The sequence below is a fragment of the Candidatus Neomarinimicrobiota bacterium genome (assembly GCA_022560655.1).
GTDB lineage: Bacteria > Fidelibacterota > Marinisomatia > SCGC-AAA003-L08 > TS1B11 > JADFSS01.
The window spans coordinates 23,677-49,781 of record JADFSS010000009.1; the positions used below are offsets into that span (position 1 = coordinate 23,677).

General features: G+C 61.4%; 26 protein-coding genes. 9 read left to right on the plus strand and 17 right to left on the minus strand.

The window, feature by feature from the left end; translation table 11 throughout:
- Position 1: 1 nt before the first annotated feature.
- The 3 genes from IH971_02770 to IH971_02780 form a co-directional block, all read right to left on the minus strand.
- Positions 2-1,033: a PD40 domain-containing protein gene (locus tag IH971_02770; protein MCH7496757.1), complete on the minus strand. Its 1,032-nt coding sequence runs from the start codon at positions 1,031-1,033 to the stop codon at positions 2-4.
- Positions 1,034-1,035: 2 nt separating this feature from the next.
- Positions 1,036-1,233, minus strand: a complete 198-nt coding sequence (locus tag IH971_02775) for a PspC domain-containing protein (protein ID MCH7496758.1) — start codon at positions 1,231-1,233, stop codon at positions 1,036-1,038.
- A 72-nt stretch (positions 1,234-1,305) separates the two neighbouring features.
- Complete coding sequence (locus IH971_02780; GenBank protein MCH7496759.1) at positions 1,306-2,517, minus strand: esterase-like activity of phytase family protein; 1,212 nt, start codon at positions 2,515-2,517, stop codon at positions 1,306-1,308.
- A 108-nt stretch (positions 2,518-2,625) separates the two neighbouring features.
- On the opposite strand from IH971_02780, the gene IH971_02785 reads away from it, so the two are divergent.
- Positions 2,626-3,294 (plus strand): protein-L-isoaspartate(D-aspartate) O-methyltransferase, encoded by a 669-nt coding sequence (locus IH971_02785; GenBank protein ID MCH7496760.1) that lies wholly within the window; start codon positions 2,626-2,628, stop codon positions 3,292-3,294.
- 81 nt (positions 3,295-3,375) lie between these two features.
- On the opposite strand, the gene IH971_02790 is transcribed toward IH971_02785, so the two are convergent.
- Both IH971_02790 and IH971_02795 read right to left on the minus strand, forming a co-directional pair.
- Positions 3,376-4,707, minus strand: a complete 1,332-nt coding sequence (locus IH971_02790) for a sorbosone dehydrogenase family protein (protein MCH7496761.1) — start codon at positions 4,705-4,707, stop codon at positions 3,376-3,378.
- Complete coding sequence (locus IH971_02795) at positions 4,646-5,206, minus strand: YqgE/AlgH family protein (GenBank protein ID MCH7496762.1); 561 nt, start codon at positions 5,204-5,206, stop codon at positions 4,646-4,648. The genes IH971_02790 and IH971_02795 overlap by 62 nt, the downstream gene beginning before the upstream one ends.
- Positions 5,207-5,457: 251 nt before the next feature.
- Between IH971_02795 and IH971_02800 the strand changes: the two genes are divergently transcribed.
- Genes IH971_02800 through IH971_02815 form a run of 4 tightly spaced genes read left to right on the plus strand, consistent with a single transcriptional unit; the run spans position 5,458 to position 8,593 of the window.
- The gene (locus tag IH971_02800; GenBank protein MCH7496763.1) at positions 5,458-6,360 is read left to right on the plus strand and encodes a homocysteine S-methyltransferase family protein; all 903 of its coding nucleotides are present in this window, start codon (positions 5,458-5,460) and stop codon (positions 6,358-6,360) included.
- A 24-nt stretch (positions 6,361-6,384) separates the two neighbouring features.
- Positions 6,385-6,798 (plus strand): MarR family transcriptional regulator, encoded by a 414-nt coding sequence (locus IH971_02805; GenBank protein ID MCH7496764.1) that lies wholly within the window; start codon positions 6,385-6,387, stop codon positions 6,796-6,798.
- Positions 6,795-7,880 carry an A/G-specific adenine glycosylase gene (mutY, locus tag IH971_02810; protein MCH7496765.1) on the plus strand — a complete coding sequence of 362 codons (1,086 nt, stop codon included), beginning with the start codon at positions 6,795-6,797 and terminating at the stop codon, positions 7,878-7,880. Before IH971_02805 ends, mutY begins: the two co-directional genes overlap by 4 nt.
- Positions 7,877-8,593 (plus strand): 1-acyl-sn-glycerol-3-phosphate acyltransferase, encoded by a 717-nt coding sequence (locus IH971_02815; GenBank protein ID MCH7496766.1) that lies wholly within the window; start codon positions 7,877-7,879, stop codon positions 8,591-8,593. The genes mutY and IH971_02815 overlap by 4 nt, the downstream gene beginning before the upstream one ends.
- Before the next feature lie 25 nt (positions 8,594-8,618).
- On the opposite strand, the gene IH971_02820 is transcribed toward IH971_02815, so the two are convergent.
- From IH971_02820 to IH971_02845, 6 genes are all read right to left on the minus strand, one after another.
- Positions 8,619-9,254 (minus strand): energy transducer TonB, encoded by a 636-nt coding sequence (locus IH971_02820; GenBank protein MCH7496767.1) that lies wholly within the window; start codon positions 9,252-9,254, stop codon positions 8,619-8,621.
- Positions 9,255-9,256: 2 nt separating this feature from the next.
- Entirely contained in the window at positions 9,257-9,667 is a 411-nt protein-coding gene (locus IH971_02825) for a biopolymer transporter ExbD (protein ID MCH7496768.1), read from the minus strand.
- Positions 9,668-9,682: 15 nt separating this feature from the next.
- Complete coding sequence (locus IH971_02830) at positions 9,683-10,081, minus strand: biopolymer transporter ExbD (protein ID MCH7496769.1); 399 nt, start codon at positions 10,079-10,081, stop codon at positions 9,683-9,685.
- 25 nt (positions 10,082-10,106) lie between these two features.
- Complete coding sequence (locus IH971_02835) at positions 10,107-10,733, minus strand: MotA/TolQ/ExbB proton channel family protein (GenBank protein ID MCH7496770.1); 627 nt, start codon at positions 10,731-10,733, stop codon at positions 10,107-10,109.
- Between the two features lie 122 nt (positions 10,734-10,855).
- Positions 10,856-12,451 carry a S41 family peptidase gene (locus IH971_02840; GenBank protein ID MCH7496771.1) on the minus strand — a complete coding sequence of 532 codons (1,596 nt, stop codon included), beginning with the start codon at positions 12,449-12,451 and terminating at the stop codon, positions 10,856-10,858.
- 38 nt (positions 12,452-12,489) lie between these two features.
- A complete protein-coding gene (locus IH971_02845; protein MCH7496772.1) occupies positions 12,490-13,266 on the minus strand; it encodes a hypothetical protein in 777 nt (258 codons plus the stop codon).
- Positions 13,267-13,722: 456 nt separating this feature from the next.
- Between IH971_02845 and IH971_02850 the strand changes: the two genes are divergently transcribed.
- The 3 genes from IH971_02850 to gap all read left to right on the plus strand — a co-directional run bounded on the left by IH971_02850 (position 13,723) and on the right by gap (position 19,481).
- A complete protein-coding gene (locus tag IH971_02850; GenBank protein ID MCH7496773.1) occupies positions 13,723-17,268 on the plus strand; it encodes a VCBS repeat-containing protein in 3,546 nt (1,181 codons plus the stop codon).
- A gap of 162 nt (positions 17,269-17,430) precedes the next feature.
- Positions 17,431-18,480 (plus strand): glyceraldehyde-3-phosphate dehydrogenase, encoded by a 1,050-nt coding sequence (locus IH971_02855; protein MCH7496774.1) that lies wholly within the window; start codon positions 17,431-17,433, stop codon positions 18,478-18,480.
- Positions 18,477-19,481 carry a type I glyceraldehyde-3-phosphate dehydrogenase gene (gene gap / locus IH971_02860; GenBank protein ID MCH7496775.1) on the plus strand — a complete coding sequence of 335 codons (1,005 nt, stop codon included), beginning with the start codon at positions 18,477-18,479 and terminating at the stop codon, positions 19,479-19,481. Before IH971_02855 ends, gap begins: the two co-directional genes overlap by 4 nt.
- Before the next feature lie 38 nt (positions 19,482-19,519).
- Here gap and lpxK read toward each other — a convergent pair whose 3' ends face one another.
- The 4 genes from lpxK to IH971_02880 all read right to left on the minus strand — a co-directional run bounded on the left by lpxK (position 19,520) and on the right by IH971_02880 (position 23,462).
- A complete protein-coding gene (gene lpxK, locus IH971_02865) occupies positions 19,520-20,605 on the minus strand; it encodes a tetraacyldisaccharide 4'-kinase (protein ID MCH7496776.1) in 1,086 nt (361 codons plus the stop codon).
- A complete protein-coding gene (locus IH971_02870; protein ID MCH7496777.1) occupies positions 20,580-21,251 on the minus strand; it encodes a DUF374 domain-containing protein in 672 nt (223 codons plus the stop codon). Before IH971_02870 ends, lpxK begins: the two co-directional genes overlap by 26 nt.
- Positions 21,248-22,411 (minus strand): lipid-A-disaccharide synthase, encoded by a 1,164-nt coding sequence (gene lpxB / locus IH971_02875; protein MCH7496778.1) that lies wholly within the window; start codon positions 22,409-22,411, stop codon positions 21,248-21,250. Before lpxB ends, IH971_02870 begins: the two co-directional genes overlap by 4 nt.
- A gap of 64 nt (positions 22,412-22,475) precedes the next feature.
- On the minus strand, positions 22,476-23,462 hold the full coding sequence (locus IH971_02880) for a Gfo/Idh/MocA family oxidoreductase (GenBank protein MCH7496779.1): 987 nt from the start codon (positions 23,460-23,462) through the stop codon (positions 22,476-22,478).
- A 213-nt stretch (positions 23,463-23,675) separates the two neighbouring features.
- On the opposite strand from IH971_02880, the gene IH971_02885 reads away from it, so the two are divergent.
- Positions 23,676-24,335 (plus strand): hypothetical protein, encoded by a 660-nt coding sequence (locus IH971_02885; protein MCH7496780.1) that lies wholly within the window; start codon positions 23,676-23,678, stop codon positions 24,333-24,335.
- Positions 24,336-24,374: 39 nt separating this feature from the next.
- Here the strand turns inward: IH971_02885 and IH971_02890 are convergent, their stop codons facing one another.
- Together IH971_02890 and IH971_02895 are read right to left on the minus strand one after the other, a co-directional pair.
- Complete coding sequence (locus IH971_02890; protein ID MCH7496781.1) at positions 24,375-25,160, minus strand: M15 family metallopeptidase; 786 nt, start codon at positions 25,158-25,160, stop codon at positions 24,375-24,377.
- Positions 25,161-25,673 (minus strand): hypothetical protein, encoded by a 513-nt coding sequence (locus tag IH971_02895; protein ID MCH7496782.1) that lies wholly within the window; start codon positions 25,671-25,673, stop codon positions 25,161-25,163.
- Positions 25,674-26,105 lie beyond the last annotated feature (432 nt).

Consider the following 26,105-nt stretch of genomic DNA (forward strand, 5'->3'; position numbering starts at 1 on the left):
TTCAACTTGGAGCTATCTCCTTCAGCAGCCCCTGGATATCCATCAGATAAATGCTTAACCGCCGGCTCTCCGCGGGCAAGTCGCGGCTGGAGGAAAAGCTGATGGTGTGGCCATCCGGTGAAAACGATGGAAAGCCATCGAAGGCCTCACTGTAGGTGAGACGCGTCTGCTCACCGCTGGTCATATTCATCAAGTAGACCTCAAAATTGCCGGGCGGCAGCCGTTTCACGAACACGATATGAACACTGTCTGGCGAGGGGTGCGGTGCCCAGTTGAGTCCCTCGTCGTGCGTCAGCTGCTGCCGGTCGGCACCGTCATGGCCGATGGTATAGATGGTCATTGGCAGATCTCGCTGCCCCTGGTCCTCCCGCTTCCACGCTCGATAGACAATGCGTTTGCCTGCCGGCAGGTAAAAGGCTCCGCCTTCCTGAAGGTCTGGTGTTGAGGTAATCTGAAAGGGGTCGCTGCCATCGGGCCGCATGCGCCACAGGTCGAGTCTCCCGGCCGTCATGCGGGTGAACAGCACCCAGCGGCTATCTGGAGAAAGTGACACCTCCGCCTCGTATTGCGCGTTGCGCGTCAGTCGCCGCAGATTGGAACCGGTGGTGCTGCAGGTGTAAAGCTCCGCCCCGGTGGGGTAGTTGGTGGGGTCGGAATAGTCGCCCCTGGGCAACTGCCGGTTATCGCGGGTCGATGTAAATATGAGGCGCCGGCCATCGGGGAAGTAGTAGGAACAGGCGTCCGCGCCCAGGCTGTTGATGCGACGGATGTCGGTGCCGTCGAGATTGACCGTGTAAACGTGGTACTCAGTCTCGCCCTCAATGAGCCGCGCATTGAGCACCAGGCGCTCACCATCGGGCGAGAAATACGATTCCGCCGCCGAGTAGAAGCCCGGCACCAACCGCACCGGCAGCTCGGCCCCATCGCCGGTGGCACCTGGCAGCTCGCCTTTGTTGCCACATCCCAGAGCCAGGGTCAGTAGGGCCAGCAATAGGGTCGTAGGGCGGTTGGTGAAAGCGGCCGGCGGAACCATGTCTATTCTTCCGACGGTCCTTCCGGCAACAGCATCCACGCCACCAGATAGGTGACCACCACCGGCACCACTTGGGTCACCAATCCCAGGAACACCACCGCCAGCCGGACCAGATTGGCGTCCACGTTGTAAACCTCGGCCAGGCCGCCGCAAATGCCGGCAATTTTCTGATCCGTTGCTGAGCGGTACAGTTTGGGCATGATCCTCTTACTCTACGTCCCTCGTCCACCTGTCCTCGGGGACGCCTCCCAGCGGCCATAGGACGGGGGAGTTTAAGGCTTATCCGGCGGAAATTCTACCTGTAGCAGCACAAACTCCGTTTCGTCCCGGCGATCTGCGGCCCGGCCGCCCGTGGCTGGGAAGTTGTTATCATTGCAGATGAGCAGAGTGCGATCACCCATGGGTTGCACCGACTCGATCGTAACGTACGGCAGGGCAAAACGTCCACTGTCACTAGCCAGTCGGTGTGGGTCGGAGATATCCAGCAGATCGGCCAGCAGCCACTTGGCCCGCTTTGTCTCCGTGGGTTGCCAGCCAAATACCTGCTTGAACCGGGCCTGTGGGCCGTGACCCCCATCCCGCTCCACCACGAGGTAATGTTCACGCTCCGGCCAGTAGCTCAGTTCGCCGATGGCGTGGTCGGGGTCCGCCAATGGATAACGCCATGCTGTGCTTACAACCCTGCTCGCACCCGGAACATATTCAAACAGCCGCAGCAAATCCGGCGTCTCCCCTCTGAGTGGGCCTTCAAGCAACAGCTGAACCCGCCCCCAAGGTAGCCAGGCCAGCCCTTCGAAGCCCCGGCTGCGCGCCAGATTGGCGCCTCTCCACCCCGGCCGGTCGGGCGACCGCACCACGATCTCGCCCCTGCTGGTTACCACCACCGCGGAGATGGGCGGCGAGAGCAATATACCGGAGGGGGAAAAATGCAGCAGGTAGGGGCCGAATTCCTCGCCTATCCAGAAGCTGCCATCGTCCGCCACATCCATGGACTCAGGGTCAAAATCGGCCCCCGTGAGCCTGCGCTGCGGTTCGTCCGCCCGCCGAATCTTGAATCCCGCCCTGCCTTCCGGATCGCGCAGCTCCACAGTCTCCACAAGTTCCACGTTGCCAGAGCCCCCGCTGGCCGTCTTCCAGTGGAAGCGCAGGCGGTAGATGCACAGCAGGTAGGAGGCCGAGTTGGCCCGCGTCCCGAACCCGTTATCGCTCAACGCCCAGAAGCTGTGGTTGTAGCCGTGCCCGTCTTGCTCACCGGCAGCGTCCGCCACCGGACGCAGGCTGGAGATGCCCTGTACCGGTTGTCCCTGCCATTGGAGCGGTGCCCTGCGAAACCGGCCGTCGGGCTGGTCTGTGCTGGGCGGCCCGTCACGAAAAGTGTCGGCAGGCAGGCTAGCGTAGCCCACCAGTACGGCCTGTGCGGCCAGGGGTGCCGTCGTAAAGACAACCAGGCAACGTCCCAGTGCAAGCAGACTGAAGTGCATCACTCGCTGGCTAGGCCTGCAGCTGATTCAGGCACAGCGAGGCCCGGCGCCAAGTCTGCGGGCACAAGGGGACGATTGCCAAAAATCGCTCCACTGTGTAAGTTGACCATCATGGCAAAGCCTGTCGATGTGGCTGCACTTCGGCATCGCATGGTGACCGAGCAAATCCTGGGCCGCGGTATCCGTGACAAGCGTGTACTGCAGGCCATCGGGGCGCTCCCCCGGCACCTGTTCGTGCCCTACACCAAGCCGAAAGACGCCTACCGCGACGGGCCGCTGCCCATCGGCCATGGACAGACCATTTCCCAGCCCTTCATCTCTGCCTACATGACCACCCTGCTGGCGCCCCAGGCCTCGCACCGCGTGCTGGAAATCGGCACCGGCTCGGGTTATCAGACCGCCCTGTTGGGCATGCTGTGCCGGCAAGTTCACTCCATCGAGATTATCGCCGAACACTATGTCCGGGCGCGAAAACTGCTGGCGCACCTGCAATTCAAAAACGTGCATCTACGGCTCGGTGACGGCCATGACGGCTGGCCGGAAGCCGCGCCCTTCGACGGCATCGTCGTCACCGCGGCGGCCAGGGACAAGGCTCCCGCCCGCCTCCTCGACCAGCTGGTGGAGGGTGGCCGTTTGGTCATCCCCATTGGGCACGCCTTATACGACCAGCAGTTAGTCATCTATACCCGGCAGAAAAATAGGCTGGTGCGAAAGGAAGATCTGGCAGTTCGGTTTGTGCCCCTCATCCACAGCGACCAGAAAACCCTGGCGGGAGAGTAAGACCACCGCCCAGCGCCCGGTTGCGGATAGGGGTGGTCGCCACTTGTTGCCGGCTCTGGCCGCCCGCCCAGCCCGGTGGATTCAGTCGTCCCGCGCACCCGCTCCAGTGTAAATGACCCGCCATAGCTTGTCGTTGCCGTCATCGGTGATCAGCAGGCTGCCATCCCTGTCTACCAGCACCTCTACAGGCCGGCCCCAGACAGTCTTCGAGGATGATGTATCCTCCCAGCCGGTCATGAAATCTTCATAGTATCCCAGGGCCAGTCCCTGCTCATCCATCGGCAGGTAGACCACCTTGTAGCCGGTGCGCTGTTTGCGGTTCCATGAGCCGTGAAACGCCACGAACGCGCCGCCGTGAAAGTGCTCGGGAAATTGGGCGGCAGTATAAAAAGCCATCCCCAGCGCCGCAGAGTGAGCCTGGAACAGGACGTCAGGCACCACGGCGCGCTCTACCAGCCCGGGCCGGGGCTGGGCGAAGCCCGGCATGAGGTTGGCCCCGATGTAGCTGTAGGGCCAGCCGTAGAACGCGCCTTCCTCCACGTGGGTTGCGTAGTCAGGCACCAGATCGTCCCCCAGGCCGTCACGCTCATTGACGCAGGTCCACACGGTTCCGCTGCGTGGCTCCCAGGCCAGCCCCACGGGATTGCGCAAGCCCGATGCGAATATCTCCACATCGCTGCCATCGGGGTTGCACCGCAGAATGGCCGCCCGATACGGCCCCTCCTCGGCCACATTCCTGCGACTCCCCACGCTGATATAGAGCTTGTTCTCCTCGGCCTGGTGAAGCAGGTTCCGGGTCCAGTGGCCGCCCGTGGGCAGATCCAGGATTTTCTCAGGGCGCTGACTGGCCTTGGTCTGCCCTGGCTCATAGGCGAAACGAACCACCGACCCGGTATTGCCCACGTAAACCCACTGATCGATGAAGGCGATGCCAAACGGCCTGTCCAGCCTGCTGGAGAACACCCATCGGTGCTCGAACAGTCCGTCGCCGTCCTCGTCACGCAGCACCGTCAGTCTGTCACCACTGGATTCGGTGAGAAATAGGTCACCGTTGGGAGCCAGCGCCATGCCGCGCGGTGTGCTGAATCCCTCAGCAACAACCCTGGCGCTGAACCCGGCTGGAACATTCACCAGCGCCCCCTTGGGCTGGGGCACTACTTTGGGGGGGTTAACAACTGAGCGGCTGTGATACGGCGCCGGCAGGTCTGAGGGCCGAATGTGATGGCGGGGTAGCGCGGCGTAAGGGTCGACTTGAGCCGCTAAGGCACCGGCCAGGGTCACGGCGGCCACCAGACAGGCTTGCCAGCGAGACCTCGGGGCGCAGAGGCCTTTCTCGAGCCGCTGGACGACCCTAGGCCGAGCCGCCGAAGCCGGAGATCTGGGTAATCTCAATGCCGAATTGACGGGCAGCATCCTTCCATTTGGCGTGATCCGCCTTTTCATACATGAAGTTTGCATCGGCGGGGATCACCAGCCAGTCGCCGCTGCCGATTTCCCCCTCCAACTGATCGGGGCCCCAACCGGCGTAACCCATGGTAAACCGGAAGCGCTCGGGACCCCGTCCAGCTTCAAGGTCCTTCATGATCTCTGCGCTGGTGGTCAGACATGTCTCGCCAGATATGGCGATGGTCCCTTCAATCTCGTAGTCCGGTGAGTGGAGCACGAGTCCCACATTGGGCTGAACCGGCCCGCCATAATAGATCCGTTTGATGGCGCTCGACGCCCCGCCAGCGTCTATGCCCAAGGCCTGCAGAATGGTTTTCCCTTGGGCAGGGGGCAGGGGCCGGTTGATCACCAGGCCCATGGAGCCTGCTCCATCATTTTCGCAAATGTAGATCACCGTCTTTTCGAAGAACGAATCCGTAAGGTGCGGCATGGAGATGAGAAAGTGGTCGCGGAACGAGTCAGTCATGGTTGCCACCCGTCTATGGTAGAATATTCATCCTGAATCGCGACAGCCGCGCCAATGTATCTTAGACCTATCATAGGACCCCAAATCTAAACCATTTCGTAGCCGTTGGCCGCAGAAAATTCGGTACCAGGCGCGCCCAATCGCGACGGGCACCCTGACCACCCGGCCGCGTGGCGCAAACACGACTTTCTACTGGACGTACCACAGGCGTATAGTCTAGCTTGTGGTCACATGCTGTGTCTCCCCGAGCCATGAGTTCGCTGAGCGAACTTTTCGCACGTTCTGGCACGCTTCTGCTCGACGGCGCGCTGGGAACAGAGCTGGCTCACCGGGGCGTCGGAACTGCGCTGCCATTGTGGTCTGCTGCAGCCCTGGATTCGGACCCTGACACCGTGGGCGCCATTCATCGCGACTACCGCGACGCGGGCGCCCACATCATTACAACCAACTCTTTCCGCACCACCACGTACACCTATCAATTGGCCGGCGCCGCCGAAGCCGACGCCCGCGAACGGGCCCGGCGGGCAACCCGTCTGGCAGTGCGCCTCGCCCGCCAGGCAGCGGACGAGCGGATCCTGGTGGCCGGCTCTGTCGCACCGGTGGGGGACTGTTACAGTCCCGGCGCCTATCCCGGCGACAGGGTGGCGGCAGCCACCTACGGCGAGTTGGCGGGCTGGTTGGCTCACGATGGTGTCGATCTGCTGCTGCTGGAGACACACATCACCTTGGCGGAGGCCAACATCGCCCTGCGGGCAGCCACCGCCACGGGCCTGCCCACCCTGGTCTCGTTCCTGGTGGACGGCGCTCTGCGGCTATGGGGTGGTGCCCCCCTGTCAGCGGCCATCGCCGACGCTGAGCAGGGCGGGGCGCAGGGCGTGCTCATCAACTGCGTCACCCTGCCGGTAGCCCGACTAGGTGTGGCGGCGCTGGCACGGATGACCAGCCTGCCCTTCGGTGTGTACGCCAACGCCGGCCGGGCGCAACCCACTGTGGAGGGAACCCTGGATGAACTTGTGCCGGATAATGAATTCCTGGTCAATGTGGACCAGTGGCTCGCAGTTGGCGCCCGCATGATCGGCGGTTGCTGCGGCACCACACCCGCCACCATCTCTGCCTTGGCCCACCACCTGTCCAACCTTGATAAGGTCGGGTAGAGGTTGTAATCTGCAACTATGCACATGACCGGCATCCTTCGGGACCTGGCCTGCCAGCTCCAGGCGCTCATGCGGGGCGTTTCCCGGCGGCACCGGCTGAGCCTGACCCAGGCGCAGGTCCTGCTGAATCTCCCCGTAGACGGACTGCCCCTATCATCACTTGCTCACCGCTTGGGGTTGGACATCAGCACCATCAGCCGGATTGCAGACAAGATGGTCCAGCGGCAATGGGTGCGCCGCGAGGCGGCGGCTGATGACAAACGCGTTAGCCGGGTGGTGCCCACCAAGGAGGGCCAGGCGCTCTACAGACAGCTCTCCGATAGCCTGGATGACGAGGTCAAAACATTGCTGGCCGGTCTGGACGGGAAACGACAGGAGAGCCTCGGTCAGCACCTGGAAGAGTTGACCTGGCGTATGTTGCAGCAACGCACCAGATGACCGCCCTTCCCGCAGAGATCGCCCGCGTGCTGCTGGACTGGTACCAGCACCACCAGCGCCGGCTCCCCTGGCGCGGCGACCCGGACCCCTACCACGTCTGGCTCTCTGAGGTCATGTTGCAGCAGACCCAGGTGGATACGGTCAAGTCCTACTACCGCCGCTGGCTGGAGCGCTTCCCCACCATCGGTCACGTTGCCCGGGCGAGTCAGGACGAGGTGCTCAAGGCCTGGGAAGGGCTGGGTTACTACCGACGCGCCCGCCAGTTCCACGCCGCCTGCCACACCATCGAGCAGGATCACGGCGGACAGTTTCCCACCAGCCCCGAATCCTTTCGTCAGCTGCCCGGCGTCGGCCCGTACACCTTTGCCGCTGTGCGCAGCATCTGCTTCGGCGATCCCCTTCCGGCTGTGGACGGGAACTTACGGCGCGTTCTCGCCCGGCTGCTGAAGGCGCCCCAAACGGGGCCGGCCCTCACCAGGGTAGCCGAGAGCAGCATGGCCCCCCTCATGCACACCCGGCCCGGTGACATTAATCAGGCCATCATGGACCTCGGGGCCACCCTCTGTACCCCGCAAAAACCCCACTGCCTGCAATGCCCCCTCTCCCGCCACTGCGGGGCCTACCTGAGCAACCAGGTGCAGCGCTTCCCCCGACGTGAGATCCGTAAGCCCATTCCCCTGGTTCCCGTGGCGCTGGGCGTGGTCTGGCGGGGGGACGAGCTACTCATCTGCCGTCGCCCTTCGGACGGTCTGTTGGGCGGTCTGTGGGAATTCCCCGGCGGCAAGCTGGAGCCGGGGGAAACGTCGGCGGAAGCGGTCCGGCGGGAAATTATGGAAGAGGTGGGCCTCGCCGTTGAGGTGGGACCCTTCATCGGGACGGTGCGGCACACTTATACTCACTTCGCCATCACTCTCGACGCCTACCACTGCATCAGTCGGGACGGTGAGGCACGACCGCTGGGCTGCACGCAGGTCCGGTGGATACGGCTGGCGGAACTGTCCCGCTTCGCCTTTCCCAAGGCGAACCACAAGCTCTTCCCCCTTCTCAAAAGCCCTTTTGCGCTCCCTGAGGTTGCCGCATGAAGCAGGTCCTTGTATCGCTTTTCCGCTGGACCTTCGGCTACGTCATCTTCATCATCGGGGGGACGATCGTGATACTGAGTACGTTTGTTCCCATAGCCTCCGTAAAGTTCCGGGTGGTGCGACTATTCTGCCGGGTGCTGCTGTGGTCGCTGGGCGTGCAGCTCAGAGTGGAGGGCGAATTTCCCAACGACCAGGCCTATATATTCATGTCGAACCACGCCAGTTTCATCGACATGTTTGTGCTGGCCGCTGTCACCAAGGACAAGTTCACCGGGGTCATGGCCACCGAGCAGATGAACTATCCGTTCTGGAGTTGGATTGTGAAGCGCTTTGATGTCATTCCCATCGACCGGAGCGACCCTGGAGCCGCCGTGGCCGCCATCGAAGCTGCTGAAGACCGTCTGCAAAAAGGCTACCATGTAGGTATTTTACCCGAGGGAACCCGCACAACAAACGGGAAGCTGGGCCCGCTCAAGAAGGGCGGCTTCCATATGGCCCTCAACACGGGCGCTCCCATTGTCCTCCTCGGCATCGAAGGCTCCTACCGTTTCAAGCCCAAATCGTCCTGGCTAATCCGGCCCGGACCGGTCACTGTCCGCGTCGGACCCATTCTCTCGGCAGAACGCTACAAACTAACGGAAATGGACGTGGTGATGGAGCTGGTGCGCCGACAGCTCACGATCTTGAGCGGGGAAGCGGCTCTCACGCAGTAGCAGTAGGGCGGTCTTGGCCGGGGGGCTAGTTCTTCAGCTTGAAATTCACCGGGATGGATATCCACACGGCCACCGGCCTGTCCCGTTGTTTGGCGGGTCGGAACCGGGTGCGCCGGATGGCTTCAGCAGCGGCCTCGTTCAATCCCGTGTTGGGGATTCCCTTCAAGATCACCGTTTCGGTGACCCGGCCCTTGGCGTCCACAAACGCCTGAACGATCACCGAGCCCTCGATCCCTGCCTGTTGGGCCATCTCGGGATAGCGCACGTTTTTCTGAATGGCGAGGTAGCCGCCAATGGGTACCGGGGCTTCGTCGTAGGGGATAAATCTGATGGTGGGACCCTCGTCCGGGGGTGGGGGCGGGGCATCCCAGTCGAAGCTCTCCAGCTCCGTTTCCTCAATCGTGATGTCTTCAGCGATGTCCTCCTCCGACTCCACCGGGATGGAGGGGCGGGCCGGCGGCGGGGGAATTTCCAACTGCTGGGTGGGAGGAATATCAATGGTCTCGACCACTTCATCAATGCGTTCAATCGCGACGCTCTCCTCGCCGAGAAAGCGGGGAAATCCATACAGTATGACGACGAGGAACCCCACCACACCGGCGGTGATAAACCGTACCCGCAGGGGGTAGCGCGCAGCAAACTCATCTTGATAGATGGCCACGGCTAGTCGGCCCTCGGCCTGGCGGCGTAATTGACCTTCAGAGCGTTGGCATGCCGGAACTCCTGCTGCACCGCGGAGATCAGCCTCATGGGGGTGTCCCGGTCCGCCTTGAGTGAGGTGATCAGCTTCGGGTCCTCAGCCACTTTGGCATACACGACGTTGCGCACCGACCGCATCGACACGCGCTTGTCATCGATAGACACCAGGCCCGCCTTGCTCACCCACACGTGGGTGGTGTGCCGCTTGAATTGCAGCTTCTCAATCCGGGTGGCGGTGGGCAGGGTGAGGGGCAGTCCCTCATATTCTCTGAGGACCGTGGTCACCATAAAAAACACCAGCAGCATGAAAATAATGTCGGGCATGGCGGCGGTGGGAATCTCGGCCTTGGCACTGGTTTTCTTGGCGAACTTCATAGGGCCAGCGTAACCTTAGAAATCGGGCTCCGCGATGGAGATGCGGGTGGCCCCAGCCTGCTTCAGCTGGTCCAGCACATCGATGTAAATCTGGTGCCTGGTTTGGGGGTGGGTTTTCACCGATACGATCAGCTTGTCGTTTTGCGCCAGTTGGTTGGAGATTCGGTTGCGCAGTTGATTCAGGGGCACCAGCTCATCATCCAGCAGCACCTGCCCCGTGGCATTCACCAGCACATTAGTAATGTTCTTGGGGTTGACCTCAATGACCTCCCCGATGGCGGGCAACACCAGTCCGATGCCCTTGTCCATGCTGATGGTGGTGGTCACCAGGAAAAATACCAGCAACAGAAACGCGATGTCTGCCATGGAAGCGGAGGGAATCTCCGCCAGTCCTTTTCGTTTACGTTGAAGCATGGCTGAATCTTGCCGCCTGTCCCGGTCAGGCCTTCAGTGCGCCCTCCCGGTCCAGGTCCATAATGGTCTCCACCAGAGCCTCGGACCCCTTCTCCATATCAACGACATGGCTCTCGATTTTGTTCAGGGCGATATTCTGAAAGAACTGCAGAATCACCGCTACGATAAGGCCGAAGGCTGTTGTGAGCAGAGCAATTGAGATTCCGCCCGCCACCACTGCGGGGCTGATGTCGTTGGCTTCCTTGATGTCGTCGAAAGCCTTGATCATACCCACCACAGTGCCAAGAAAGCCCAGCATGGGGGCCGTCCCGATGAAGAACGATATCCAGGCCATGTTTTTCTCCAGGTTGGCCATCTCCAGGGTGCCGCGGGCCTCAATGGCCTTCTCCGCCTCCGACGCCCCCAGACCGATGCGCTCCAGCGCCGCCAGAAATATGTTGCGCACCGGCCCCGCGGCCTCATCGCACTTGGCTATGGCCGCCTTAATCCCGGACTGCTTCAGGGTCCCGGACACATCGGCAGTGAAGCTCTCCACATCCACATTGCCCGAAAACAGGTGGTACAGGCGCTCAATTGAAAAGGCTATCCCCGCGATGCCCGCCACCAGGATAGGCCACATGAAGCCGCCGCCTTGGAGAAAATATTCTAACATTTAACAAAAACCTCCTTATGCGCTGTCACCCCAAACCTCGACTCGGTCACAAAACTTTTCGCTGCTTGCTGGTAGCGCAGCATGTTAAAAAATCCCGCAGAGAATGTCAATTCGTAATGACCCTACCGCTGGGCCAGAAGTTTGCGGGCCTGATCAAACAGTTTCAGCGCCGCCTGTACCTGATTGTCCCGCTCCAGCCGGACCCGGTACATGGCTGCCCGGTCCCACAGCAACCCCGCTACTTCGCTGGTTACCAGGTTGGAAATGTAGGGCCAGTCCGTTTCCAGCGGCTGCTCTTCAACGGCCTCGCCCTTGCCAACCAGCCATGCGCTTAGCTGCTGCTTCTCCTTCGGCCCCAGGTCATAGCTGTCCACGAACTCATCAACGTCGTCATACCTGCCTTTTAAGTCCAGTGCCAACTGCTCGGCGAACTGGTAAAAAAGCCGCTCGGGGTTGTTCAGCAGCCGTAGCGTCTGGTCTGTGAGCTTCAGGTCCCAGGGGACCGACTCATCCGGCATAATGCCGCCGCCACCGTACACCACTCGCCCGGATCGCGTGCGGTACTGGGGCAGGGTGGCCTTCAGCGAGTCCAGGGCCCGCGGGTCGTTGCTGCGCGTCATCAGGTCCTGGTAATACTTGTCGCTACCCTCACCGTAGGGCCGCTGGATCAGCCGCCCGCTGGGCGTGTAGTAACGCCCCACCGTAACCCGCAGTGCCGAGCCATCGTTCAGCCGCCACTGTCGCTGCACCAGCCCTTTGCCGAAACTGGTCTCCCCCACGATGAGGCCACGGTCCAAATCCTGCAGCGCGCCGGCCACGATTTCGCTGGCGCTGGCGGACCCCCGGTTTATAAGAGCGATAATGGGATAGTCGGGGTGGGTACCGGCCCGGTGCCCCAGGTGGACCTGATTCAAACTGGCTTCGCGGCCCAGCGTAAAGACCAGCGTGTCCCGTACGCCGATAAATTTGTCCACGATCTCTACCGCCTGCTCCAGGTAGCCACCACTGTTGTTCCGCAGGTCGATCAGGAGGCGCAACATTCCCTGGGCCTCCAGCTCTAGCAAGGCAGCCTCCACTTCTTCAGCCGTGGTGCTGGAGAACCGGTTGATGAGGATGTAGCCGGTCCGTTCGTCCAGCATGACGGCCGCCAGCACACTGTATATGGGTATGTCGTCCCGCACGATCGTGAAGGAGAGGGGCCGCTCCTGACCTGGCCGCCGCACCTTGATGTTCACGGTTGACCCCTTGGGCCCTCGCAGGGTGCGCATCACCTGATCCTGGGTGAATTTGTGGGCCGACTTACCGTCAATCTCCACGATCTTGTCGCCAGGCCGCAGCCCAACACGCTCAGAGGGACTACCCACGACCGGGGTAATCACAGTAATCCAGTCATCGATAATGTCAAACTCAATCCCGATGCCCTGAAACCTGCCCGCGAACTCCTCTGCAATGGTGGCAAACTGCTCTTTCGGGATGTAGTTGGAGTGCGGATCCAGATTCTCCAGCAATCCGTCGAAGGCGCCTTCCATCACCGCATCCCAGTCAATGGGGTCCACATAGTGCTTGTTCACCAGACCGATAATCTCGTTCAGGGTCGTGATCTTGCGGTACACATCGCTTGTCCGCCGCGCAGTCTGCGAGAGCAGCTTGCCTCCCAGCAGGCTCAGAGCTGCTGCGCTCAACAGGGCGCCAACGATCCAATAATGTTGCTTTTTCACAGCTGTTCCGTCATTGCATTCATGGTGGCCAAGACGCGCTATATCCCCATATACAGCATGACCCGCACGGCAAACGCATTGAAATTGCTATCGCTGGTGGCCTGGATCTTGCGAAAGCCATTCAGCGTCCACTGGTTTTGGGGCAGGATGCCTACGTGATAGCCGCCGCTCACGCGCAAACCTACGCGATTGAGAAATTGCAGTTTGACGGCCACATAGGGCTGAAAGCTGAAGAAAGTCCCCGACAGTGCGACAGCATAATTACTGCTGTCAATATCAGTAAACGAATATTGATTCTCCCAGCCCGGTTCATCTTTTGATTTGGCAAATTGTACAATGGCCCGGCTGGCCCCAAACAGGGACCCGGCGGCGATCTCAAGGTTACTGAACAGCGGAATCACCAGCTCGATGGAAGCGCTGGCGGTCATGAGCGCCAGCTTGAGATCGACCCGCAAGCCAGCCGTATCAACGCGGGTAATACTCTTGGAGCCCAGCCCCACGTAGGCCCCCACGCGCCAGTTGCCGGTGATATTGCCAAAGCCCTCAGCCCCGTGGATCACCAGCATATTGCCTAACGCGGCGATGGAGGAGTCGCTGAAGCCCAGACCATTCGACCCCAGCAGGCCGGTTTCGGTGGCCTTCAAGTCAATGGGATTGAACGGAAACGTTTGCGCCAGATCAAACATCATGAAGGTGGGCGTATAGCCGATGCCGCCCCCGAAATATTCGTCGGAAGGAAATGGAAAATCGCGCTGTGCATGCAGGGTCGGGGCCAATGCCAGTGCCAGCCCCAAGAGTAGGAAACGCTTAGCCATGAGCTGCTCCGTTTTCAGATAGGAGTCGCTGCGATCAAGACGAAAACGGCACCCCCCTGATCACAGGATGGGTCGCGAGGAATTACGGCATACGACTCGAGCTTGCAATATACTGGGATTCATCTCAGCCAACAATTCATTTTTGCCTGCCATAAGGCACCCATATCGGATCGGCAGATTGCATCATGAGAGCTTTTCCCTTGCAAACCCCTGGCGAGCCGTCTAATTTTTTGCATATAGCACCGACCCAGCGGGTTTGGCACAATCAGGAGCGACCTGCCTAAACTCACCGTCACTTAATAAGTAGCATTAAGTCATAACCGTCAACCTTTGGAATCTCCCCACAAAATATTACTGCTGTTTTTGCTCTTGGTCGGAGCCCTCTCCGCCCAACTGAGTATCAAACGCCTGGACGCCCCGGGACAATCTGTGCGCGTAGTTGAAGCGGGCAGGGACATGAATGCTAACGGTCGTTTCGAACTACTCACTATTCATGATCCGGTAGATACTCTGGCGCCATCTGAGGCCGTTTATTACGAGCATGCCGGCCCCGACAGCCTGGCCGTCTTGTGGCGCTACCGGCTGGACGCCTCAACCCTGAGCCGGATTGTGGATGCCGGGATTACGGACCTGGATGGCGACGGACTGCCGGAGATCACAATCCTGTTGCACGTCGAGGCACAGGCAGACACCGTGGTGCCCGCCTGGCTGCGCGTCTTTGCCTGGGATACGGCTGCCGTCTCATTCTCGGCCCACCCTTCTCTTCTGTGGGACTACCGCGGCCGCGGCACCTCCTATCTGCGGCCGAGGCAGCTGGCGATTGCAGATCTGGACGGCGACGGCGACGATGAACTGGTGATCCCCATCGGCAGCCCCGATCGCATGCTGCTGGTGGCCGATATGGGGCCGGACGGCTTACGGGCCAGAGACGTGCTCCGGCCCAAGCCACTCATGTCTGGCCCCTGGCCGCTCTCTGTGGCCCTGGCCGATTTCAACGGCGACCAGCACATCGACTTCCTCGCCATCGGCGACGGTAGGCCGCCGAAACTATTGGCCTATATCAGTGGCCCGGACGGACTCACGGCGATGCCCATCGCACTACCCGCCGGCGCACGCTTGCGCCCCGGCGCAAGCACCACTGGCGATCTCAATGGCGACGGCCAGCAAGAGGTTATCCTCTCTCATCTGGACGGTTCCCTCACCTTGGTGAGCATAGCCGATACAAGGCTGCGTGCGACAGTCCTGGCGACCCAACTCACCAACCTTGTTGACCTGGCTGCCATCGATCTCGACGGTGACGGCACCACCGAGCTTATCTATCTGGCCGACGACGGCACCATCAGCACCAACGACGCCCGCTTTATCGCCCCGCTCACCAGCGCTCAGTTGCTCACACAATTGCCGCCGGCGGGTAGGTCCCCTGTATATTCGAGCTTCGTGCCATTTTACACCCTGGCGGGGGACGCGGTGACTGTCGCTCTCCCCATACAGACCGATCAGGGAATCCTCCTGGCCCTGGCCGACATGAGCGAACTGGCGCTCCAGTCCGTGCCGGTTGTGGAACTGGGTGAGCCCACACCAGCGGAGCCGCTTTCCGGACCCGATGAGCCGCAGACCGAGGGCCGGGCCGTCTATCTGCCTGAGCTGCCCATTGCCACCGATCCCCGCGCGCTCCCGCCGCACCAGACGCCGGATTACCTGCTGTACGTCGGGGATGAATTTTTGGAAAACGTACTGGCAGACCGAGCCGAGCAGTTCTCTGGCTTCCGCTTCATCCAAAAGGCGCCCGGTATGGTGTTCAACTTTCAGCGGCAGTCCATCGTCTGGCAACCTACTGAGGAGCAAATGGGTGCCTGGCACGTAGCCTACGAAATCACCTTCTACCAGGGGGTAAGGCCCGAAGCCGCCGTCACCGATTCGGTACTCCTCTCGGAAACCGTCGTATTTCGCGACCGGATGCTACTCTATGTCAACGACCGCCCCACCATCACCAGCCAGCCCGAAAACCTGAACCTGCTGGCGGGGAGCCTGTTCGCCTACCGTGTCGTAGCCCATGACGCCAATCCTGACGCCCGCCTCGATTTCCGCCTCGAATCGGGCCCCAAGGAAATGTTCCTGGACCACAACGGCATACTCAACTGGCGAACAAACGAAACCCACCATGATGACTACCAGGTGGTGGTCTCGGTGAGCGACGGGTTCGACAAGGACGTGCAAACCTTTACGCTCAACGTGAATGCACGGCTCACCATCACCTCGGCCGGCCCGCGCGTCGCCCATATCAACAAGCCGTACAGGTATCAGGTCGCCTACTTCCAACCCGGTGCTCCTCGGCAGCAAGTCTTCTCGCTTTCGAATGCGCCCGACGGCATGACCATCGACCCCTCAGGCCTCATTTCCTGGACCCCTGCGCCGTCACAGATCGACACCCAGCGCTACCGGGTGCGCATTTCCGATGGCACGGCCGAAGATGTTCAGGTTGGGTGGGTGCTGGTCAACGCCCAGCCGAAGATCGTCAGCGGACCACAGCCGGCGGTGGTCGTGCTGGCGGGGGATTCACTGCAGCTCTCGTTTCGAGGACGTGACCCCAACGCCGGCCAGCGGCTACGCTGGGATCTGGCCAGTGGTCCCGTGGACATGACCATTGACTCCAGCGGTAATCTGTTGTGGCCCACAACCTATCGGGACCTTAATGAGTCACGGTATGTGGTGACCTTGTCCGATGGAATTGATGAGACTAGGTTCCGGGGCATTGTCTTTGTCAACAGTCCTATCAGCGTCACATCCGTTCCCCCCGACTCGGTCATTGTGGGACGCCAGTATCGCTACCCCATCACCATAAGGGATGAAAATACCAGCAGCCTGCTGAAGTATCGGCGGCCTACCGTCGTCACCAATATTGCCCGCACTGTGGGCTACGAAGTGGAGCTCCAGGATGACAAGATCAGGCGCGATCTGCCGCGCTACCTCGCCCAGTTCAGGGAAATGAAAAATATCTATGTCAACAAACCTCGCCGGCCGGCGGAGGGCGAGGTGGCCCAGGCGGCGCGAATCGATCTTAAACAGCATGTCAAGCATGCCTTCGTGGAAGAGGGCAAACTGGTGCTGGTGATCCACAGTCCCGAGCAGGGCTTCGTTGAGCTGGAAGATGTGCTGTGGGAGCTCTTTCAGGGGGGGCGGGGCATCATGCCCAAATACACGGCCGAGCGAATCCCCTTTGTGCACTACAGCCTCAGGAGCTTTCCTGACGGCATGACGGTGGACGACGACGGACTCCTGACCTGGAGCCCCAGCCTGGGCCAGGCCGGCTACCATCAGGTACGCCTGTCGGTATCCGACGGTTTTACCCGGGACGACCAGGCCTTTCAGATCTACGCCAACTACCCGCCCGCCATTATATCCCAGCCCGATACTCTAGCCATCAGTGAGCAGCGCTTCAGCTATCAGGTCCGGGTGGACGACAAGAACACGGACGCGCAGCTCAGCTACCGCCTGATCCAACACCCCGATGGCATGCAGATCGATGCACGCGGCATGGTCACCTGGCTCCCATCGCTGGAGCAGTTGAACTGGCAGCAGTTCGAGGTGGAGGTGTCCGACGGGCATGCGGTGGACCGCCAGGCCGCGACCCTGTTCGTCAATATGTTGCCCCGCATCATTTCCCAGCCCCGTCCGGTGGCGCTCAACAATTTCGAATACCGCTACCGGCTGGTGGCGGAGGACTTGAACAGTGACGAATTCCAGTACCATGCCACCCGGCTGCCCCGCTACTCGGACTTCAATACCCGCACGGGGCTGTTCAAATGGAGGCCGCGCGATATCCAAAAGGGCGCCAACGATGTGGTTCTCGAGGTGATCGACTCACACGGTGGCGTTACTGTCCACGAGTTCCAGGTGCACGTCTTCGAAGATCCCAGCCGACGCCAGTTCCTCTTCACCGGCTGGCCCCTGATGCTGGCATTTGTGGGCATCATCTTCGTGTTAGGCGTCGCCGCCGGGTAGTGTTCCGCCGTCATTTCCTGCTCCCCAGCGCCCAGACCTATAGTATCGACTAGACAGCCCTTGTTACCTATCGGAAGATAGCGGTAGCTTTCCGCCGGTTTTTCAAGGCTTGCAAGGCGCGGATCAAACGCGCACGACAGCGCTGGTCACGAGAGGAGCCGCATGTCAACCAAGGGGACTGAGTCCCATCATATTCGAGTCGGCCTGATGGGCTTCGGTCGCATCGGGCGCAACCTTTACCGTCTGGCTTCCGAGACGGAAGACGTGGACATCGTCGTCATCAGCGACGTGGGACGGCCGGAAATTCTGCACTACCTGTTGCAGCATGACTCCATCCACGGCACTTTCACCCACGCCGTGCGCCTGCATGACGACCGGCTGCAGTTGGAGGATGACCGCACCACCCAGATGATCATGGGAGTAGCGCCGGGCGATGCCCCCTGGCTCAACTACGACGTTGACCTGGTCGTGGATGCTACTGGAAAATATCCCCTCAGAACCCACATGGAGGCGCACCTGAAGGCGGGGGCCAAAAGGGTTCTACTCTCAACCCTGCCTGGCGATGAGATTGACCGGCTGGTAGTCATGGGTCTGAATGAAGCTACCATATCCCCGGAGGATCGCATGATATCCGCCGGCTCATCCACCACCGCGCCCGTCGCGCTGATGTTGGATATTCTCGACCAGGCGCTCGGCATCGACCAGGCCCTGATGACCACTGTCCACGCCTATACCAGCGATCAGCCCTTGGCCGATCTGGCCGGCAAGGACTTCCGCCGCAGCCGCTCCGCCGCCGAAAATATCATCCCCAACGCCTCACCCACCCCCCAGTGGATCGGCACTATTCTGCCGAGGTTCAAGGGCAAGCTGGCCGGCATTGCTCTGAACGTGCCTGTCCCCGATGGGTCGTGCGTCGACATGACCTATCGCTTCAAGGAGAGCGGCGTCACCGTCGAGGCGGTGAACGAGGCCATGCTTTCAGCAGAGGTAGCCATGCCGGACATCGTCGAGGTCACCACCGACCCCATCGTCTCCAGCGATGTCATCGGTAACCGACACAGCCTGGTCTTTGACACTCGGGCCACCGTGAAAGCTGCAGACCGGCTGATCAAGACCCTGAGCTGGTACGACAATGGCTGGGGACATGCCGCCCGGCTTTTGGAACTTATTCAGGCCTATGCCCGGCTGGACCGGGAAGGGGGTATGGCATGAGGGTTGCCATTAATGGCTTTGGCCGCATTGGCCGCACCGTCTACCGTATCCTCCACGAGCGGGACGACATCAACGTCGTAGCCATCAATGACCTGTTCGATCACGAGGCCCTGGCCTACCTGCTGCAATACGATACGATCATGCGCAAATTCCCCGAAAAAGTCACCACCAGCGCTGGATACCTGCACACTTCCCGCGACAAGGTGAAAATGCTCAGTGAGCGCGAGCTGGAGGGCCTTGATTGGGGGGCACTGGACATCGATGTGGTGGTGGAATCAACCGGCATGTTCACCAGCCGCGAGCAGTTGGAACACCATTTGGCGGCCGGCGCGAAGCGCGTTGTGCTGACCGTGCCTGCCAAGGATGATATCGACATCACTGTGGTCATCGGCGTGAACGAGGACACGCTGAAGCCCGAACATCGCATCATCTCCACCGCCAGTTGTACCACCAACTGCCTGGCGCCCATGGCCAAAATCCTGCACGAAAACTTTGGCATCGTGGAGGGTATTATCAACACCGTCCACGCCTATACCAATGATCAGCGGCTGGCCGATGTGCCTCACAAGGACCTGCGCCGGAGCCGGGCGGCGGCGGAGAACATTATCCCCACTACCACCGGCGCGGCGAGAGCCGTAGGTCTCGTGCTGCCCGAGCTGCAGGGCCGCCTGGACGGCATCGCCTCCCGCGTGCCTGTGCCCGACGGATCGGTGGTGGATCTGGTGGTTGAACTCGAACGGAAAGTCACCCCCGGTGATATCCACCAGGCCGTGCATGAGGCCACCCTTTCACCGCGCCTGAAGCCCATCCTGTCCTACTCCAGCTCGCCGGTAGTGTCCCGGGACATCATCGGCGACCCCCACTCATCCATCTACGACGCCCCCTTCACGCGGGTGACTGGGGGCAATTTTGTCAAGACCCTGAACTGGTATGACAACGAGTGGGCATACGCCAACAGGGTCGTGGACCTGATCGGCATCCTCAAGGAGCTGGATGCTTAGCGGATTACCCCCGCTAGCTTTCGCCTGACACGGGGTAATCAGGCCTCCCCAGCAGCCAGTGAGGCCTGCGGCAGGGGCAGGTGCCGGGCCAATAGGGCCTCAAACGCCTCCAGGTCGGGTCCGGCCAGGATGAACTCGATGCGAACGGCGTACACGCGGTGAGCAGCTACGAACTCCGGGGTCAGCTTCACCGCATCCTTCTCCGTCGTAATGACAACCAGCCGGTCGTCCTCGGTCAATTCCGACAGGTCAGCCAAATCCTCCTCACTATAGCGATGATGATCCGGATAATAGCGCACCGACTCCGGCTCCAGGCCCAGCGACATCAGCGCCCCATAGAAGCCATGCGGATCGGCTATCCCGCAGAATGCAAGCACCCCCTCGCCCGGCAATTCTTCCGGCGAAACGGCCTCGCCCCCGCCCACAGCAACCAGCTGCCCGCCAACCTGCATGTGGCTCTGAATCTGGGGGATGCCCATCCCGGCCACCCGCTCCCTGAGCTCCTGGGGCGGCGGGCGCAGGTTGACGCGGGTCCAGACCACCAGGTCGGCGCGCTTCAATGCGGCCAGGCTTTCCCGCAGTGCCCCACTGGGAAAAATGCGGTAATCCGAGAGCGTGGCATTGGCATCCAGCAAGACTATATCGAGATCACGCGCTAGCCCACGGTGCTGGAAAGCATCGTCCAGAATGACCACCTCAGGCTGAAACTGCTTGATCAACTCCACCGTGCCCCGGTAGCGGTCCTCATCCACGACAATGGGCACCTGCGGCAGACGCCTGGCCAGCAGCTGGGGCTCATCCCCACTGTCTTCCGGGCTGGCCAGGTGCCCCCGGCCATCACTCACCAACCTGTGGCCCGATGACAAACGGCCGTAACCCCGGCTCACGATACCTACCCGGTAGCCGAGATGTAACAGGTGCTGCGCAATAAATAGGGTCGCCGGGGTCTTCCCGGTACCACCCAAAGACACGTTCCCCACAGACAGGACCGGCACCGACACCCGGCGGGTAATAAAAAAGCCGATATTGTAGAACACGTTGCGCCACCAGGACAGGGCCCAGTAGAACATGGACACGGGCCAGAGCAAGGGACGCAGCCTAGCCAGCGCGCGCCGCGAGGGCATCGGCCTCCTGTTCCGCCCTGTCGATCTCCTGTCCCAGAAGCAGGGCGATGTCGTCATCCGGCAGGTCAGAGTCCACCTCCAGAGGCTGTCCGCACTGGATAATAATCCGGCCAAAGGGCTTGGGCAGCTGAAACTGGTCCCAGCTGTTGGCCAGCGTCCAATGCCGGGTGGCCACTCCGGCGATGGGGATGAGCAGGGCATCCTTCTTGGCGGCCAGTGCCACCCCGCCTACTTTGGCCACCCGCGCCGGCCCCAGCGGGCCGTCCATGGCGTTGACCAGCATGACACCGGACTGGTCCAGCTGCCGCAGCATCGCTCGCAACGCCTCGCTGCTGCCCCTGGAACTGCTGCCCCTCAGCGTTCGGTAACCCCACGATTCAAGGAGTCCCGCCAGCAGCTCCCCATCGCTTGATTTACTCACGAGCGCAAGGGGGCGGTAGCGGCGCAGATACCAGACGGGGTAGAGGAGCCGGGAGTGCCAGACGCCCACGAAAATAGCCCGGTCCCCTTTCAGCGCCTGCTCCAGGAGATCCTCCCCGTGCACGACCACCCGGTTCGATCGCAGCAAGGCCGTAATGAGCCAGCGTCCCAGCGGGTACAACAAACGCCTGCCCAGGGACGGCGTGGCGATCGCGGCCTCGGTCACAGCCGCTCCATGATGGCCCGGGCCGCCAGCTGGGACGCCCCTGCGCCGGAGTTACTCTGCTCTGTCGGGGTCACAAGGGAGTGCCGCAGCTGGGCCAGCCTGGCCAGCACGGTCTCACGGTGGGGCCGGTCCTTAAAATAGCGTAGGGCCGCCTCGGCCAGCGGTGCCGGCAGGGCGCGCTGCTGCAGAAACTCCGGCACTACTTCTTCCCCTGCCAGTATATTGACCATACTCACATAGGGGAGTTTGATCAGCCGCCGACCCAGCCACCACGAAAATGGCGCCACGCGGTAGACCACCACCATGGGCACGCCCCACACCGCCCCTTCCACGGTGGAGGTGCCCGAGGCCACGATGGCGGCATCGGCATAACGCAGGGCCAGGCGCGGTTGCCCCGCTGTCACGATGGTTCCCTCCGGCAGGCGGGCCGGCAAGCGGTTGGGGTTGAGACCGGATGCCAGGCCCAGCACCACCTGCAGCTCCGGCAGGGCCCCGCGCATGAGGCCCGCGGCCGCACTGAATAGTTCCAGATGCCGCTCCAGCTCCTGCTGGCGGCTGCCGGGAAACAGGGTCAGAACGGGACTGGCTGGATCAAGCCCCAGACCGGACAGATAGGCCTCCCGGGATATATTTGGCTGCGACTCCTCCAGGATGGGGTGCCCCACAAACTGCGCTTGGACGCCGCGCTGCCGGTACCATTCCACCTCAAACGGAAAGATGACCAGCATTTGGTCTACGTAGCGCCGGATGGTGGCAATGCGCCCCTCTTTCCAGGCCCACAGCTGTGGGCTGATGTAATAGGTAACCGGGATGCCGGCCCGTTGGGCGCGCCGGGCCAGCCGGAGATTGAAGCCGGGATAGTCGATGAGTATCACCCGCGTAGGCCGCCAGTTGCGCACCCTTTGGCTGGTCCGCCTGAGCACCCGTAAAATAAACGGTGCCCGCCTTAATACTTCCCAGAATCCCACTAACGCCAGGTCTTCGGCGTGGTAGGGGCTCTCCATGCCCTGAGCCTGCATGCGCACGCCGCCGATGCCGGCGAACTGGACCGTGGGGTCGCGTTCCCGCATGGCGGCCATCAGGGAGGCGCCGTGACGATCCCCGGACGCCTCACCGGCCACGATAAAATAGCGGGGCGCCCCGTTGGACGTCGTCCTCATGTTGCGGGCGAAGCCTCACCCGCAGCTGCCACGATCACCACCTGCCAGCCACTGCGGCAGCCCGTCACGAACTCTCAGCGATGGCCGCTTCAATACGAATCGCCACATCGAGGGCTGCCCGGGCCGAATAGCCGTCTACCACCGGTTTTTCCAGGCCCGCCGCCGACCGGATGAAATTGCCCAGCTCCAGGTGCAGCGCATTGCTCTCAATGATATCGGGCTTTTCGTAGGATATGAGCCGGCGCCGGTCATTGAATTCCAGCGGCATGGTCAGCGTGGCCTCGGGCGGCGATTCGCCTTCTGCTACCAGTCGGTAGACTTCCGTCAGCTGTTGCAGAAAGTCGACGCTCACGTAGAGTTCGTGCTGAAACAGCCGCAGCTTGCGCATCTGCTTCTGGGAAATGCGGCTGGCCGTGAGGTTGGCCACCGCACCGTTCTCGAACTCCAGGCGGGCCGTGGCGATATCCACCGAATCGGTGATAACACTGACACCGTTGGCGCGTACAGTTTTCAGCGGCGATTTTACCAGGTGCAGGACCACGTCAATATCGTGGATCATCAGGTCGAGCACCACGGGAACGTCGCTGCCTCGGGGGGAGAAGGGGGCGAGCCTGTGTCCTTCGATGAACCGGGGGGCCAGATCGTACTTTTCCAGCGCCTGGACAGCTGGGTTCAGCCGCTCGATATGGCCCACCTGAATGAGCCGGTCCTGCTGCTCCGCGAGCCGCAACAGCGCATCGGCCTCAGCCAGGGTCTGGCTGATGGGCTTCTCCACGAAGACGTGGCGCCCGGCCCGTAGGGCCTGCTCGGTCACCACAAAGTGCTGATCGGTGGGCACCACCACCGATATGGCCTCCGCCGCCGCCAACGTCTCCTCAAGATTGGCGAACCCGTGGACCTGATAGCGTTGACAGATTGCCTCCTGGGTGGCGCCATTGAGGTCATATATCCCCACCAGATCAGCTGCCGGTATCTGCAGCAGCTGCTCCACATGGTAGCGGCCCAGGTAACCTACGCCTACAACGGCGGTGCGTATTTTCTTGTGCCCCATTGCCGGGAAATTATGGCCCCGCGCGGGTAATAGCCACCTTCGGCTCCGGCTGATACCGCCACAACAGGCTGCCGCACTGGCCAGACGGAACAAGGGTCCGGGCCATATTAGCACTTGCATTTTGCGACGGGGTCGCGGAAATTGGGTTGTCAATGTGGCCGGCCTTAGCCGGGCGGCCGCTGCACCACCCTCTGACCCGAAACAGGAGTGCATATGTCGCGGGAATCCCGGGTGCTCATCAGCCGCATCATTGTGGTCCTGGTCTTTCTATCCAGCCTGCTGGCCCTGACCGCCGGCGATTTTTTTGTCACGTTGATCACCGTGAGCTGGGGGCTGATTCTCTGGCTCCTTTACCTGCTGGCCGCCCATCTCGGCGCGAACCAGTCCGAGGCCGAGGATTCCACCACCATCATCCACAGCCTGACCAAGGTGACCGCAGGACTCGGCGCTATTCTGGCGGCGTCAGCCGTCAAGACCTACGGCCTGGAGCAGACCATGTGGGGCAGCTACACGTTCAATATGGGCGGGCTGGCCATGGGACTGGGCCTGCTGGTCCTGACGCTCCTGCCGCTGGTGATTACCCAGCTCACCAGGCCGCCTGCGACCGCCAAAATGGGCCTGCCAAGTGAGCAGCTGCGCAAAGCCGCAGAAGCGCCCCCGGCCCCGCCTGAGGCGGGCGCTACGGCGCCAGCGCAAACGGGATATGCCCCAGCCGCCTACCCGCCTTATGAGCAGCCCGGCGGGCCGGTCTATCGCGAGGATGATGAGGAGTATGCTGAGGACTACGAACCTGGGGATGAAGATTATGACGCTGAGGAAGAGGATTTTGAGTATGAAGAGGATGACGAAGAAAGCGAGGAAGAGGCTCCTTGACTCAACAGCCGGGGACCGCTAGCCAATCTTGAACGCCGCTCACTTCAAAACCTCGTTGACTCCGTAGACATACCACTCTTTCCACTTCAATTTCCGCACCGCTCCCGCACCCGCAAATCCGGCGATATCATCAGGCCCCACCAGTTGGTGATAATAGTTTCGCAGCAGCGGCCGCGCCATGGGCTGGTAGGACCAGTGCCACGGCTCGTAGGCGTAACCGTGCCCCCTGTCCGGGGGGTAGGCCATGACAAAGCCGAAGCGGGCGGCGTGGCGTTCCAGCCAGGTTAGCGCGGCCAGACCCTCGCCCCCGCGCCAGTAGTCCCGGTCGGTGCGGTTAAAGTCGAGGTCCGTGCCCCAGTGGTGCCGCGAGGTCCCCGGCGCCGACGAATATTGCAGGATGGCCAGGCAGCGCGCCGTGGTGTCGGGATAATCATGCGCCAGATTGCGCCCCACGGCTAGGCGCTCGCCGGTGAATTTGCTGTCCCAGATCATCCGCTGTCCCTGAAAGCTGCGCGTCGCGGAGATCACCACAAGCCGTACGCCATCCCCGGCTGCCTCCTGGACAAGCTCCGCCACCGCCGCCGCTGCAGCGCTACGCAGGTAGGCGCTCGGGTCGCTTGTCAGCGTTGGTGACAGGCGCACAAAGTCGGGCGTCGTATCCGGCCGGAAGTGCCCCAGCAGATAGGCTTTCGGCTCAATGGGGAACAGCTTGTGCCGCGTCTGGCTGGATTGGGACTCGTCCTGGGCCGGGGCCGGATGTCCGGCCAGCGATCCCAATACCGCCGCGAGCAGCAGCCCCAGCTGGCGTTCATAGGGCCCCTGCATCTAGTTCCCGTCGGAGCGGGGAGCGCTGCCCTGCTGCCCAGCCAGCCCCACCATCTCCAGAATGATGGCCGTGTTCTCCTTCAGGCAGTTGTGCTGCACTTTCAGCGCCCGCAGAAACAGCCCCATGGAGAGCAGCCAGCCTGCCAGATGCCACCAGTGCGACAGCGACCGGCGGTCCACCGCGCCGCCGAGGATGAAGGTGACCATCACCGCCAGCGTTACCGCCATCGTGGGGGGGTAGAGCACCCGCTTCAGAGCGATGGAGCGGCGGTGGAAGACGGGGTCGGCCCCTTCGTCACGCACGTACTCCTTGACGCTCACCCCCGTGCCCACGAAGAAGAACATCACCAGCACCTCCACCGCCAGAAAGAGGATGCTCACCATGAGGGCCAGCGTCGGATGGTTCATTCCCAGGAACCCACGGGGACCCAGAAATCCGCCGATGCCCACCAGCGTGAGCCCCACCAGGGAGACCGCCGAAAACAGGTAGATAGCATACATGAAGATGTACATGATAATTACTTCAAACGGAATAGGCGAACACGGAAAATCCCACTTTCTATTCGCTTCTACTCAGCAAGCTAACGATGGAAACGGTAGACTATCCCAATCGAAAACCCGACTTCCGATAAAGGGACCGTGTGGGCAAGGAGTGTTTTCGATTGGGGACCGAAAAACGACGATTGTGTAGTAAATGTCATCGCGGGTATCTGAACTGGGGGCGAATATCTAGCCGCTACAGATAATCTGAGTAGAAACCTGCTCGAAAGAACTCGGTCGTGGCGCCATCTCACATAGGCCCCCAGATGACCCTTTTGTACTTTGTAATAATGTTGCCCGTAGGATTCAGGGGCCCCAGGATAACCAATTTCGGACTCAACTGTTATGTAAGAATAGCTCAAACCAGCACCATAGCCATTCTCAACCTCTGCCCGGCGCGCCCTA

Coding starts and splice junctions, on each gene's coding strand:
- IH971_02770 (MCH7496757.1), bottom strand. CDS start 1,033: ATGGTTCCGCCGGCCGCTTTCACCAACCGCCCTACGACCCTATTGCTG.
- IH971_02775 (MCH7496758.1), bottom strand. CDS start 1,233: ATGCCCAAACTGTACCGCTCAGCAACGGATCAGAAAATTGCCGGCATT.
- IH971_02785 (MCH7496760.1), top strand. CDS start 2,626: ATGGCAAAGCCTGTCGATGTGGCTGCACTTCGGCATCGCATGGTGACC.
- IH971_02790 (MCH7496761.1), bottom strand. CDS start 4,707: ATGCTGCCCGTCAATTCGGCATTGAGATTACCCAGATCTCCGGCTTCG.
- IH971_02795 (MCH7496762.1), bottom strand. CDS start 5,206: ATGACTGACTCGTTCCGCGACCACTTTCTCATCTCCATGCCGCACCTT.
- IH971_02800 (MCH7496763.1), top strand. CDS start 5,458: ATGAGTTCGCTGAGCGAACTTTTCGCACGTTCTGGCACGCTTCTGCTC.
- IH971_02805 (MCH7496764.1), top strand. CDS start 6,385: ATGACCGGCATCCTTCGGGACCTGGCCTGCCAGCTCCAGGCGCTCATG.
- mutY (MCH7496765.1), top strand. CDS start 6,795: ATGACCGCCCTTCCCGCAGAGATCGCCCGCGTGCTGCTGGACTGGTAC.
- IH971_02815 (MCH7496766.1), top strand. CDS start 7,877: ATGAAGCAGGTCCTTGTATCGCTTTTCCGCTGGACCTTCGGCTACGTC.
- IH971_02825 (MCH7496768.1), bottom strand. CDS start 9,667: ATGAAGTTCGCCAAGAAAACCAGTGCCAAGGCCGAGATTCCCACCGCC.
- IH971_02830 (MCH7496769.1), bottom strand. CDS start 10,081: ATGCTTCAACGTAAACGAAAAGGACTGGCGGAGATTCCCTCCGCTTCC.
- IH971_02835 (MCH7496770.1), bottom strand. CDS start 10,733: ATGTTAGAATATTTTCTCCAAGGCGGCGGCTTCATGTGGCCTATCCTG.
- IH971_02845 (MCH7496772.1), bottom strand. CDS start 13,266: ATGGCTAAGCGTTTCCTACTCTTGGGGCTGGCACTGGCATTGGCCCCG.
- IH971_02850 (MCH7496773.1), top strand. CDS start 13,723: ATGAATGCTAACGGTCGTTTCGAACTACTCACTATTCATGATCCGGTA.
- IH971_02855 (MCH7496774.1), top strand. CDS start 17,431: ATGTCAACCAAGGGGACTGAGTCCCATCATATTCGAGTCGGCCTGATG.
- gap (MCH7496775.1), top strand. CDS start 18,477: ATGAGGGTTGCCATTAATGGCTTTGGCCGCATTGGCCGCACCGTCTAC.
- lpxK (MCH7496776.1), bottom strand. CDS start 20,605: ATGCCCTCGCGGCGCGCGCTGGCTAGGCTGCGTCCCTTGCTCTGGCCC.
- lpxB (MCH7496778.1), bottom strand. CDS start 22,411: ATGAGGACGACGTCCAACGGGGCGCCCCGCTATTTTATCGTGGCCGGT.
- IH971_02880 (MCH7496779.1), bottom strand. CDS start 23,462: ATGGGGCACAAGAAAATACGCACCGCCGTTGTAGGCGTAGGTTACCTG.
- IH971_02885 (MCH7496780.1), top strand. CDS start 23,676: ATGTCGCGGGAATCCCGGGTGCTCATCAGCCGCATCATTGTGGTCCTG.
- IH971_02890 (MCH7496781.1), bottom strand. CDS start 25,160: ATGCAGGGGCCCTATGAACGCCAGCTGGGGCTGCTGCTCGCGGCGGTA.
- IH971_02895 (MCH7496782.1), bottom strand. CDS start 25,673: ATGTACATCTTCATGTATGCTATCTACCTGTTTTCGGCGGTCTCCCTG.